Here is an 11,763-nt window from a genome sequence, read left to right as displayed (position 1 = left end):
ATGGTCATGAGGTGTTCGAGGGTGTCGACATTGACCCGGATCGACTGGTTGGCGATCTTGTCGCCTTCCTGGACATCTTCACCGGCGGCCTTGCGGGCCGGTTTCTTCGCGGCTTCAACCGACTCGGCGGCGGGTGCTGCGGCTGCAGGCTTCGCGACCGGCGCCGGTGCGGCGACTTCAATCTCGGTCTCGCGGAAGGCGCGCTCGAGCTCGTCGAGCGAGACCTCGCCCGGGCGCAGCGGACGCTCCAGCGTCTGCACCACCAGCGTGCCTTCGGTCATGTCAGCCTGCACCGACGGAGCCTCGACGACCGGCACATCTTCTTCAGCAGCCATCGCCGCCATGCCGTGCTCGACCATGGCCTCGAGCTGATCGATCAGATCGCGGTCGTTGCCCTCAGGCTCGGCCTCGGTCGCCTCGAGGCCGCCGAGGATCTCCTTGATGCGGTCGATCGAGGACAGGATCAGCGTCACGGCTTCCGCCTTCACCGGCATGCCGTCGCGGAATTTGCCCATCAGGGTCTCGCCGGCATGCGCCAGCGCTTCGAGCCGCGGCAGCCCGAGGAAGCCGCAGGTCCCCTTGATGGTGTGCACCAGGCGGAAAATGTTATCCAGGATCTTCGCGTTGTTCGGGTCCTGCTCGAACTGCACCAGCTGGTTGTCGACCGTATCCAGGCTCTCGCTGCTCTCCGTCAGGAACTCGCGCAACAGATCGTCCATGGATAGGTCCCCTCAAGGTGCTACGGAACGCTCGCCTTGCATCGATAACTTGGCCGGCTTCACGGCGACGTTAATTTTGCCGTCCGTGCAAATACGGACGATGAAGCGCTTCAGCAGTTCGACGACGCATCACGACATCACGGCCAGTCTCACAAGGACAGGCCCTTACCACCCGGACGGGAAAGAGGCCGTTCCATCGCTCATCGCAATTTGAACTAATTGGAATTGAGGACCGCTAAGTCTTGCGAAACGTTCGCGACATGCCGACCGCCTGCATCAGAACGCGATCGCCCATTGGTTGAAGTCGGCGGGATGGTTAAGCGCAGCCAAAGCAAAAGGCGGCGGAGTTTCCTCCGCCGCCTCGATAGTCGATGTCTGTCGCGGCTACGCTTAGCGGAGCAGCTGCAGCACGCTCTGCTGCGACTGGTTGGCCAGCGCCAGCGCGGACACCGCGATCGACTGACGGGTCGACAGCGCCTGGCTGTTGGCCGCTTCCTCGTTGGTGTCGGCCAGCGTCAGGTTGGACGAGCCGGTCTGCAGCACGTTGATCAGGTTCTTCGAGAAGTCCTGGCGGATCTGCACGATCGACAGGTTCGAACCGAGGGTCGAAGCCTGGGTGCGCAGCAGGCCGCTCGCGCTGTTGAGCGTCTTCAGCGTGGCGTTGGCCGACGCGTTGTCGACGAAGTCCGTGCCGGCGGTCAGCTTGGTGAGGTTGAGGCCGGTGGCGTCGAAGGTCACGCCCTGGATCTTCAGCGTCGAGGAGCCCGTCTCGTTGAAGGTCAGCTTGAGCTGATCGCCGTTGAGCAGGTTGATGCCGTTGTACGACGCGTCCTGGGCGGTCGTGGTGATCTGGTCCAGGATGTTGTTGTACTGGTTGACCAGGTTGGCGCGGTTCGCCAGCGCAGTCGGGTCCTGCACCGGAGCGCTGCCCGTGAGGCCGTTGAACAGCTTGCCGGCGCCGGCCGCCGTGCCACCGATGGTGCCGATGGTCGCCGAAGCAGCATCGTTGGTGGTGCTGATGGTGAGCGCACCGGCCGCGCTGAGCGAGGCCTGCAGGTTGTTGGCCGCGAGTGCGGCGTTCAGGTCGTTGAGGGACTTCACCTTGCCGGCACCGGTGCCGAAGGTGATGTTGGTCGCAGTGCCGTTGCCGGTCGCGCCGATGGTCAGCGTGAGCGTGTCCAGCGGGCTCGCGCCGGCCGTGCCGTTTGCGGTCGCCGTCGCACCGGCCGGGAGGCCGAGCTGCGTCGCGTCGCCCGAGCTGAACGTACCGACCGTGAGCGAGTCCGCGGCGCCGGCGGTGTTGGTGCTGGTCAGGACCAGCTTGCCGGTGCCGTCGATCGAGGCGGCGACCTTGGCGCTGGCGCCGACCTGCGTGTTGATGGCGTCGCGAACCTGGGTGGCGGAATAGTTCGTACCCGAGTTCAAGGTCACAGTCTGGCTGTTGATCTGGAACGTCAGGTTCGCGCCGGCCGCGGTAAGGTCGATGCCGGTATAGGCGGCGGTGCTGGTGAGGGTTGCGTTGGTCGGGGTCGCGGTGCCGAGCAGGTTGTCAGCGGTGGCGCCGGGGATCGCAGCGGTCGTGACCTGCGACTTCGCGGAATAGCCGACGGCGGCCTGCAGGGCCTGGTTGGCGACCGACTTGGCGCTGTCGACGAGCTTCTGCAGCGAGGTGATGCCGGTGTTGGCGGCCTGCAGCACCTGCACGCCGTTGCCGATGCCGTCCAGCAGGTTGTTGATGTCGCTGGCGCGGTTGTCGAGCGACTGCGCCGTGAAGAAGTTGGTCGGATTGTCGAGAGCAGTGTTGACCTTCTTGCCGGTAGACAAGCGGTTCTGCGTGGTGGCGAGCAGGTCAGCGGTCGACTGCAGCGAAAGCAGATTTTGACGGACCGATGCCGAAAGAACGATGCCGGACATACTGGATACCCTTCTGGATGAACACGATTGACGCGACGCCGTAAATTTCGCACGGCGACCCACGCCACACTGGTCCGTCCGCGCTACCCGTTCGTTAAACCGCTGATCCGTACAAATACCCAGAACGGCCTTGCCGGTGATTCGACGGGCGGCCGGCGCGACGGCTGACCGCGGCAGCGCGCGTTCGGCGCCGGCCCGACGTCCTGGCCGCGAATTTCCTGCGCATGTGCAGGACTTGCGACATCCCGGCGCTGCCCGCCCGGCGCGTCGATAGCCGGCGTTGCAAGTCGCGACGATGCAAAGTCCGGCGAGGAACAGAGTTAATGGAAATCAATAAATGAGAGACAAAGTCGCGCTCGTATCGCGCGCCGCGCGGATCGACGTCGATCACCGGGTGCCGGCGGCGGCCACGCCGTCTGCCCTCTAGAGGGTATAGTTTCAACACCACAACCCTTGTGCAATTGGACAGGCAAGCTATGTTCGCAATCATTCCACACGCCAAGAGTAGGTGATGCGAGACCGCAGTGCTCCCGCCCTCGGCAGGAGCACCAATGTCCGCGGTATCGCGTCCGCCCAATCGTCTGTTGCAAGCCCTTCCCTCCACGGAGTACGCGCAACTTCATCCCCTTCTGGAAACCGTCGAGCTGACCAGGGAAACGGCGCTCGCCGATGCCGGCGCGCCGGTGCAGCGGGTTTATTTTCCGCATAGCGGCGTGGTCTCGATGATGATCAATCTGTCCGACGGGCAATCTGTCGAGATTGCAACCATCGGTCGCGACGGCGCCGTGGGCGCGTCTGCCGCCCTGCACGAGCGGCCGCTGCTTGCCGACGCGATCGTCGTGGTGCCGGGCTCGGCCTCGATGGTGCGGGCGGAGGATTTCCGCGAGGCAGTAGATCGCAGCGCGGATTTCCGGACCCTGGTTGCGCTCTATGAGCAGGCGCTGATGGCGCAGACGCAGCAATCCGTCGCCTGCAATGTTTCCCATCCGGTGGAGGCACGGCTGTCGCGATGGCTGCTGCGCGCACGCGATTTGTGCGGCAGCGAGGCGTTGCCGCTAACCCAGGAGATGCTGGCGCAGATGATCGGCGTCCGGCGCAATGCGGTTTCGATTGTCGCACATGGGTTTCAGCAGGCCGGCATCCTGCGTTACAGCCGCGGTCACATCGAGATCACCGATATCGACGGGCTGCGGAAGGCGGCGTGTGAATGTTACACGACGGTCAAGGCGCACGCCGAACAATTGATCGGGCCGGAAGACTGACCGGCGCGCCGCCCTGCCCCAACTGTGACCGGCCAGACAACGCGAACGTGCGGCGATAGGTCTATTCCTATTGGAACCAAGACATGTTTCCATTGGAACCCTGACGTGCCAGAATAGGTTGCAAGGACGTCCAGCCGCACGTCAGCCCTGGGGCCCAGAGACAAGCTTTGCCGGAAGGCTGGAGGTTGCTTTGGAAACGGTTCCTCGATCACCCAACGGATTTCTGGCGTCGCTCTCGGCAAGCGATTTCGAGTTGATTCGGCCGCATCTGCGGACGGTCGACCTCGCGGCCAATTCGGTCCTGGTCGAGACCGACGAGATGCTCAAGCGGACATACATGCCGCACAAGGGCGTGATCTCGCTGGTGGTCAAGCTGGCAAGAGGCGAGCGCGTGCAGGTCGCGATGGTCGGCCGCGACAGCATCTATGGCGCATTCGCCCCGCTCGTCGAAGGGCCTGTCCTGAACAACGCCACGGTGCTGGTGCCCGGCGTCGCCTCGACCGTGGAACTCGAGCCGTTGCGCGCGGCGGCCGGCCAGAGCCCGACGCTTCGCGCGAGATTGATCCGGCACGGGCTCGCCGTCTACGCCCAGATCCAGCAGACGGCCGGCTGCAACGCCGCGCACACCGTGGAGTCACGGCTGGCGCGATGCCTGCTGCACACGCGCGATCTCTCCGGCAGCAACAAGATCGTCCTGACGCAGGAGGCGATGGCGCAGATGATCGGTGCGCGCCGCAACAGCGTGTCGCTGGTCGCGCATACCTTGCAACAGGCCAATTTCATCCACTACAGCCGCGGGCACATCGAGATCACCAACGCGGATGGGCTGATCAGGACCGCATGCGAATGCTACGCCGCGGTCAAGGCGCAATATGCGGGACTGCTGAATTGTCAAGAAGTCGGCCGCTAGAGTTCTTTATCTTGCCGCGTTGTCGTCACGCGACCCGGCACCCGCTTCGCTCGAAAGCGCTCTGACCGCCGTGCAAGCCGTACTTCTACGGCGTGCAATTTTCACCGTCGGATAACGCTGCATCCGCACAGTTGCGTGGACGCACGGGGGAGCCGATGTTCACGTACCAGACGACCGACCGGAAAGAGGCCCGGCGCTTCCGCATGGCCCAGTTCAACGGCCGGCCCGCCACCGTACGGTCGGCCGGCGCCACCGTCACCGGACGCGTGCGCGCGATCGTCGAAAGCAAGTCTGGCGCGACGGCGGCATGGGTGGTCACGATCGTTCCGGATGAACCGAAGGCCGCCGCGCCGGCCGCGCGGCTCGCGCCGCGCCTGTGCTTCGCTGCGGAAGACGATTTCTGAGAACAGGGCTCTAACGAACCGAACACGCCCAGAGCCCCATTCCGATGGAATCGGAACGGGGCTCCGGATTTCAGTTTTGACGCGTCTTCTTGACGCGAACCACTTCGCTTGAAAACGCTTTATGCGGAATGCAACAAGGCCTTGCGAACGAGATCGGCGGTGTTGCGCGCGCCGAGCTTGCGCATGGCCTCGGCGCGATGGCTCTCGAACGTGCGCGGGCTGATGTTCATCCGCAGCGCGCCCTGCTTGTTGGAATAGCCGTCGCTGATCAGGCTGAGCACTTCACGCTCGCGCTTGGTCAACGGCTTGCGGCCGGCTTCCGGCGCGAACATGATATCCGGCGACCGGGAGCCTGCCGGCTTGTCGTCGCCCGGCGGCTTGAGATCGGCGGCCGGGACGGCATTGGGATAGAGGTCGGAAATCTGCTTTAGCATCGCGGACACGCGCTCGGTCTGCTCGAGCGCGTTCTCGATCACCTGCCGCAGATAGACGCCATTGCCGGGCGCGTGTGCGAATTGCTGACTGTGCTGTTTGAGCTCGTTCATATAGAGCAGCAGCGCCGTCACCGGCCCATTGAACTGCCGGACGATCGCGGCACCGGCGTCCGCCTGCGGCCGCGGCGCAGCGGCTCCCTGAGTCTCAAGCGGCTGCGGCTCGAGCGGCGCGGTTCCACCCGTCCATGCCGGAAGGCGCGCCTCGGCCCGATTGTCATGTTGCGTCATAGGTATGGTTTACCAAAGGTGAACTTGTGGTCGCGTTAACACGGGACTCCGTAAAACTACGGGTGACGCAACTGTGACCTCGGGCCCCGACCTGCCAAGCTGGCGCAGATTACCGCTGATTTGGCAACGAATCTCGCATATTTGAGTCGAATTACAGTATTCTTACGGGACGGGTGGCCATCGGCGGGATTCTTCGCCTGGCATCGACCTTGAACGGTTCGGCCAGCCGTTTCCGGCCTTCTGGTTCCGGATTGAAAAGGCCGGACTTCGCGGCCCGGCATCGCCTCAAGGGCGCCGGAGCCGAAGGAATTTCTGCAGGAACCGGCCCGAAAGAACGAACCTGAACCACCAATACGCCATTCGCCGGGTCGTCATCGATCATCCCTCTCGGCATCGGGATGACGTCGGCATACCGCACGCGGGCGCGCGTACCTATGAGACGGTTCACATCAACCGGGCATCGGATGCGCATTGGGCAGGGATCGGATCAGGCGAATGTCAATTTACAGCCCCGACAGGCGTCGCGATGATCGCCGCCTCCCGATCAGCAATAAGGGCGCGGCCATGAAGCGAGGGCGGAACGGATCCTGGATATCCTGGATGACGATTGCGGCGCTCGCCGCGGCACTGCTGCTTGGCGCCGGCGCGCAGGCCCAGACCGCGCCGACCGGCGATGCAACGCCGACGCCCGACAACGCGGTCATGCTCACCATCTTCTTCAAGCATGATCAGTCACGACCGCTCGGTGAGCTCAATGCCCAGCTTGAGCGGCAGGGCTTCTATAAGGCGTTTCCGCCCGAGGGGGTCGAGGTCGTCAGCTGGTACGTGATGATGGGGATCGGCCAGGTGGTGACGCTGCGGCTGCCGGCATCGCGGCTGCGCGAGGTCAACCGCGTCATCGAGAACGGTGCCTGGGGCGCCTACCACACCGAGTTCTACCCGACCTACGACTACAAGGCGGTCGGGATCGGCAATCATGAAAAAGCAAAGCAGTAGCTGATCGCATCGAGACCGGCGTCGGGAGTCACGGCCGCGCGCCGGACTTGCCGGTTTTTGGCCGAAGACCGGGCTAGCGATTGGATCCGATCCACCGCCTATGCGTGGGCCCGCGAGCGCTGGCTCAATTTCTTTGCCAGTGTCCGCAAATCCTCGGCGCGCCCGCTGCAAAGCAGGCGGCTGAATTCGTCGGGATCGATGGAGGCAGGCGGAAAATCGGCTGGTTTGCGCGCGGCCCGGCGTAGCCAGATCAATCGGAAGAGACGCTTGAGCATCTTCATGGTTGTCAGCCCCGATGAGCGTCATTGTTAAATCGCGGCAATGAAATTTGGTTCCACCTCTTGTGGTCGCTCGGCGCGGAATTTCGTTCAATGCCATCAGGCAAGCAGCGCCTTGCGCTTTCGCACCCGCGCAATGGAGCGCTGAACCGCGGCGCGATCCAGCGTCCCGTCTTGCACCGCACCCGCGACCGCCGCGGCGATGCCGGCCATCTCCTGCTCCTGGTCGAACAAATTGTTGCCGATGCAGATCATGTCCATGCCGGCGGCGATCGACTGCAGGCTGGCCGCGCTTGTGCCGAGCGCCTTCTGCAGCCCCTGCATCTGCATGTCGTCGGTGATCAGCAGCGTCTCGGGCAGGCGACGGCGAAGCCGGCCGAGCCCGGCCGGTGACAGTGTCATCGGATGCTGTGCGTCCCACTGCCGGACAATGGCGTGGCTGACCAGCACCGCATCGCCATAGGTGCGCGGCGCCAGTGCGTAGAACAGCTCCTCCTGCTCGGGACGCAGCGCATCGGAAATGTCCATGAACTCCAGGTGCGAATCGACGCTCGCGCCGCCGATGCCCGGAAAATGCTTCAGGCAGAGGCCTACTCCCGCCTGCCGTGCCGCAGCGTCGACCAGCCGGGCATTGGCCTCGACCTCACCGATATCGGGCGAATAGGACCGCTTGATCCTGCCGATGTTGGGGTTGTCGGAATTGTAGTCGACGTCGATGACGGGCGCGAAATTGTAGCGGATGCCGAGCCGGCGCAGCTCGCCGTAGCTTGCGGCCAGGACCGTCTGCTTTTCCGCGTGCGCGAGCAGATTGAACTCCTTCGCGCTCGGCAGTGGCTGAAAACCGCAGGTGTCCTTGAGCCGGCGCACCAGGCCGCCCTCCTGGTCGATGAAGACCAGCGGCCGCGACGGCAGCGCCGCGATCTCGGAGCAGAGCGACTGCACCTGCGCGGGCGAGGCGATGTTGTTGTCGTACTGCCGGGTCTGGCAGGAATAGTCGAAGAGGATCACGCCGCCGAGCCCGAATTGCCCGGCAAATTGCTTCAGCCAGGGCGGAATGACCTTGCCGTGGAAGCCAAGAATGAAGAGTTCGCCGATGGACATGGCCGCTCGATTCGGTTGCCGCATGGAATCAGCCGCGCCCGATGGAATAGCACGCTGCAGCGGCGGTAAGAATATGACGCAGGCAGCGGTTCGACTGCGTTCCCCGCGCTTGCATCACTATGTTAAGACACGCCGGCGGGCCTCGATCGCCTGCCACGACACAAGGACTTTCGGAAACGCCCATGACAGCAGCTTACGTCCCGCAAATGGCCCTTTACCGCCAATGGCTGAAGCAGACGCGCGGCCTTGAATTTGCGGATTTCGAGGCGCTGCGGCGCTGGTCGGTCACCGATATCGACGGCTTCTGGCAGAGCGTGTGGGATTATTTCGACCTGCGCTCGCCGACGCCGCATTCGGCGGTGCTGGCCGAGCGCAAGATGCCGGGCGCGGTGTGGTTTCCCGGCGCTTCGGTGAACTACGCGCGCCAGGTCTTCCGCCATGTCGCACCGGCGCATGCCGCAGGACTGCCGGCCCTGATCTCGAGCGGCGAGGACGGCAAGCTGTCCGAGACGAGCTGGCCCGAACTGCAGCGCAAATCGGCGGCGCTGGCGCTGCATCTGAAGGCCAACGGCGTCGGCGCCGGCGACCGGGTCGCCGCCTACTTGCCGAACATTCCCGAGACGATCATCGCGTTCCTCGCGACCGCGAGCCTCGGCGCGGTCTGGAGCGTCTGTGCGCCCGACATGGCGGCGCCCGCGGTGATCGATCGCTTCAAGCAGATCGAGCCGAAGGTGCTGATCGCCTGCGACGCGGTGACCTATGCCGGCCGGCGCCACGACCGGCAAAGTGTGATCGAGGAATTGCGGCGCGCGCTGCCGACCGTGCAGCATGTCATCCTGCACAGCGACGCCGCGCCGTCCGAGACGCGATTGTCATCGATCCTCGCGGGCCAGAGCGCGGAGATCGACGCCTTCGAGCCGGAATGGCTGCCGTTCGATCATCCGCTCTGGATCGTCTATTCCTCGGGCACCACCGGATTGCCGAAGCCGATCCTGCACAGCCATGGCGGCATCATCGTCGTGGCGCTGCCGCTCTCGACGCTGCACAACGACATCGGCTGCAGTTATCAGCAAAACTCGTTCGGCGAACGCTTTCACTGGTACTCTTCGACCGGCTGGATCATGTGGAATTGCCAGGCCAACGGCCTGCTCAACGGCACGACCTGCTGCATTTTCGACGGCAGTCCCGGCGGCACGAAGGACAATCCGGACTGGACCACGCTGTGGCGCTTCGTCGCCGACGCCAAGGCCACCTTCTTCGGCGCCGGCGCGGCATTCTTTGCCAATTGCACCAAGGCGGAGATCGATCTCGCAGCCGTCGGCGACCTCTCAGGCCTGCGCACGCTCGGCTCGACCGGCTCGCCGCTCAGCGCCGACACCCAAGCCTGGTTCAACGAGCGCTTCGCCGCGCTTGCGAAGCAGAACGGCAACGCCGCGCAGGCCGATATGTGGTGGGCCAATATTTCCGGCGGCACCGACTTCGCCGGCGCCTTCATCGGCGGCAATCGCGAATTGCCGCAGACGCCGGGCATCATGCAATGCCGCCTGCTCGGCTGCGCGGTGGAAGCGTTCGACGAGCAGGGCCGCGCCGTGATCGACGAGGTCGGCGAGCTCGTCTGCACCGAGCCGCTGCCCTCGATGCCGCTGCGGTTCTGGAACGATCCCGGCAACGCGCGCTACCTTTCCAGCTATTTCGAGACCTATCCCGACAATTTCGACGGCTCAGGCCGCGGCCCGGTGTGGCGGCACGGCGACTGGCTCAAGATCAACCCCGACGGCTCCTGCGTGATCTATGGCCGCAGCGACGCCACCATCAACCGCCATGGCTTGCGGATGGGCACCAGTGAGCTCTATTCCGCGATCGAGGCGCTGCCGGAGGTGCTGGATTCGATGGTGGTCGACCTCGAATATCTCGGCCGCGACAGCTACATGCCGCTGTTCGTGGTGCTGCGCGAGGGCATTGCGCTCGATGCCGCGATGAGAGTCAAGATCAACAAGGCGGTCGAGGCCGGGCTGTCGCGCCGCTTCCTGCCCAACGATATCTTCGTCGTGGCGGAGATTCCGCGCACGCTGTCCGGCAAGAAGCAGGAGCTGCCGGTCAAGAAGCTGTTGCTCGGCCATCCCGTCGAGAAGGTCATCAACCGCGATGCGATGGCCAATCCCGGCTGCCTCGACTGGTATCTCGATTTTGCCAAGAGCTATCTGAACAAGCAGGCCGGCGCGGCGTAAGCAATCGCCGTCTGTCAGTGCGGCCTGCTGCGCCATGGCGGCGGCGCGAGGGCGGCGCGCAAATGCTCCACGAAAGCCTGCGTGCGCCGGGCCCGCCCGCCGCGGCCCGGATTGAGGAGCGCGACGATGTCGGCCGGCGGCAGGCGGAAGTTCGGCAGAACCCGCACCAGCCGGCCAGAGGCGAGATCCTCGGCGACATCCCACTCCGACCTGACGATCAGGCCGTGATCCATGAGCGCCCAGGCCTTCACGACCTCGCCGTCATTGCTCGACAGCATCGGCTCGATCCTGACGACATCAGGCTCCGCGGCGCCACGCCTGCGGGAGAACCGCCACAGCGTCACGTCCTCCTCGTTCTCGCGCAGTGCGATGCAATCATGTCCGCGAAGCTGCTGCGGGCTCGCCGGCGTTCCGCGGCACTTCAGATAGGCCGGCGAGGCGCAGAGCAGGCGTTCATTGGGCGCAAGGCGCAGCAAGCGAAGCGTGGAATCCTGCAGCGCACCGATATGGATCATGACGTCCCACGCGCCTGCAGCCGCACGCCCCGGCCGATCGGACAACTCGAGCTCGACCGACACGTCGGGATGGCGGGATCGGAAGTTGGCAACGACCGGCGCGATGTAGCGGCGCCCAAAGCCGAGCGGCGCGAGAATCTTCAGATGCCCGGCGATGGTTCCGCGACGCGCCCGCAGCGCCTCCGTCAACTCCATGGCCTCGTCGAGCAGCGCGCCCCCGCGCTGCATCAGGAGTTCGCCTTCGTCCGTCAGCGTCAACCGCCGGGCCGAGCGGCTGACCAGTTGAACACCCAAACGCTGCTCGAGGCTCTGCAGCCGCTGCGACACTGCCGATGGCGTGACGTCGAGCGCCCGCGCCGCGGCCGCGAGCGACCGTGCCGCAGCGATCGCCAGGAAAAAGCGGATATCTTCGGTCGAGAGCATTAAGTTCAGGCTTAATATAAGAATGACATTCGGTAAATTGTGCTTAGCATGGAAACGGCTAGTCTTGCCGCATGTCATCAGCCCCTGCCTTGAACGCTCCGCATCCGCTTGCCGGGATCGAGACGCCCTGCCTCGTGCTCGACGAAGACCGGATGCTGCACAACATCGACCGCCTGAAGACGCGGCTGGCGCGGCTCGGCGTGCCGCTGCGCCCGCATCTGAAGACCGCGAAATCAGTTCCGGCGGCGCGCGCCGTGATGGATAGTCCGGCTGGTCCGGCCGCGGTTTCCA

11 protein-coding genes and 1 pseudogene are annotated in these 11,763 nt (G+C 64.6%); 6 read left to right on the top strand and 6 right to left on the bottom strand.

All coding sequences use genetic code 11. The features are described from left to right. Together PMN64_RS38695 and PMN64_RS38690 are read right to left on the bottom strand one after the other, a co-directional pair. The coding region (locus PMN64_RS38695) for an Hpt domain-containing protein (RefSeq protein ID WP_411784556.1) at positions 1 to 719 on the bottom strand (719 nt) is incomplete at its 3' end. Between the two features lie 390 nt (positions 720 to 1,109). Then, positions 1,110 to 2,633: a flagellin gene (locus PMN64_RS38690; RefSeq protein WP_028343820.1), complete on the bottom strand. Its 1,524-nt coding sequence runs from the start codon at positions 2,631 to 2,633 to the stop codon at positions 1,110 to 1,112. A gap of 551 nt (positions 2,634 to 3,184) precedes the next feature. On the opposite strand from PMN64_RS38690, the gene PMN64_RS38685 reads away from it, so the two are divergent. The 3 genes from PMN64_RS38685 to PMN64_RS38675 all read left to right on the top strand — a co-directional run bounded on the left by PMN64_RS38685 (position 3,185) and on the right by PMN64_RS38675 (position 5,209). Beyond that, on the top strand, positions 3,185 to 3,895 hold the full coding sequence (locus PMN64_RS38685; RefSeq protein WP_411784555.1) for a Crp/Fnr family transcriptional regulator: 711 nt from the start codon (positions 3,185 to 3,187) through the stop codon (positions 3,893 to 3,895). A gap of 190 nt (positions 3,896 to 4,085) precedes the next feature. Beyond that, on the top strand, positions 4,086 to 4,805 hold the full coding sequence (locus tag PMN64_RS38680) for a Crp/Fnr family transcriptional regulator (RefSeq protein ID WP_411784554.1): 720 nt from the start codon (positions 4,086 to 4,088) through the stop codon (positions 4,803 to 4,805). A 155-nt stretch (positions 4,806 to 4,960) separates the two neighbouring features. Beyond that, a complete protein-coding gene (locus PMN64_RS38675) occupies positions 4,961 to 5,209 on the top strand; it encodes a hypothetical protein (RefSeq protein ID WP_028343817.1) in 249 nt (82 codons plus the stop codon). Between the two features lie 119 nt (positions 5,210 to 5,328). On the opposite strand, the gene PMN64_RS38670 is transcribed toward PMN64_RS38675, so the two are convergent. Then, the gene (locus PMN64_RS38670) at positions 5,329 to 5,931 is read right to left on the bottom strand and encodes a helix-turn-helix domain-containing protein (protein WP_411784553.1); all 603 of its coding nucleotides are present in this window, start codon (positions 5,929 to 5,931) and stop codon (positions 5,329 to 5,331) included. Positions 5,932 to 6,531: 600 nt separating this feature from the next. Between PMN64_RS38670 and PMN64_RS38665 the strand changes: the two genes are divergently transcribed. Next, a complete protein-coding gene (locus PMN64_RS38665; protein ID WP_411784552.1) occupies positions 6,532 to 6,927 on the top strand; it encodes a hypothetical protein in 396 nt (131 codons plus the stop codon). A 98-nt stretch (positions 6,928 to 7,025) separates the two neighbouring features. Here PMN64_RS38665 and PMN64_RS38660 read toward each other — a convergent pair whose 3' ends face one another. Continuing rightward, a complete protein-coding gene (locus PMN64_RS38660) occupies positions 7,026 to 7,208 on the bottom strand; it encodes a hypothetical protein (RefSeq protein WP_411784551.1) in 183 nt (60 codons plus the stop codon). Between the two features lie 96 nt (positions 7,209 to 7,304). After that, positions 7,305 to 8,306 (bottom strand): glycoside hydrolase family 3 N-terminal domain-containing protein, encoded by a 1,002-nt coding sequence (locus PMN64_RS38655; protein WP_411784550.1) that lies wholly within the window; start codon positions 8,304 to 8,306, stop codon positions 7,305 to 7,307. Positions 8,307 to 8,488: 182 nt separating this feature from the next. On the opposite strand from PMN64_RS38655, the gene PMN64_RS38650 reads away from it, so the two are divergent. Next, positions 8,489 to 10,534: an acetoacetate--CoA ligase gene (locus tag PMN64_RS38650; protein WP_411784549.1), complete on the top strand. Its 2,046-nt coding sequence runs from the start codon at positions 8,489 to 8,491 to the stop codon at positions 10,532 to 10,534. Between the two features lie 14 nt (positions 10,535 to 10,548). On the opposite strand, the gene PMN64_RS38645 is transcribed toward PMN64_RS38650, so the two are convergent. Further along, on the bottom strand, positions 10,549 to 11,550 hold the full coding sequence (locus PMN64_RS38645; RefSeq protein WP_411784548.1) for a LysR substrate-binding domain-containing protein: 1,002 nt from the start codon (positions 11,548 to 11,550) through the stop codon (positions 10,549 to 10,551). On the opposite strand from PMN64_RS38645, the pseudogene PMN64_RS38640 reads away from it, so the two are divergent. Next, positions 11,544 to 11,763, top strand: a pseudogene (locus PMN64_RS38640) (DSD1 family PLP-dependent enzyme); the annotation flags it as partial. The gene PMN64_RS38645 and the pseudogene PMN64_RS38640 overlap by 7 nt on opposite strands.

The sequence above is a fragment of the Bradyrhizobium sp. UFLA01-814 genome, assembly GCF_046718885.1.
Classification (GTDB): domain Bacteria; phylum Pseudomonadota; class Alphaproteobacteria; order Rhizobiales; family Xanthobacteraceae; genus Bradyrhizobium; species Bradyrhizobium elkanii.
The sequence above is the reverse complement of the archived record's forward strand: the minus strand, read 5'-3'. Positions and strand labels throughout refer to the sequence as shown.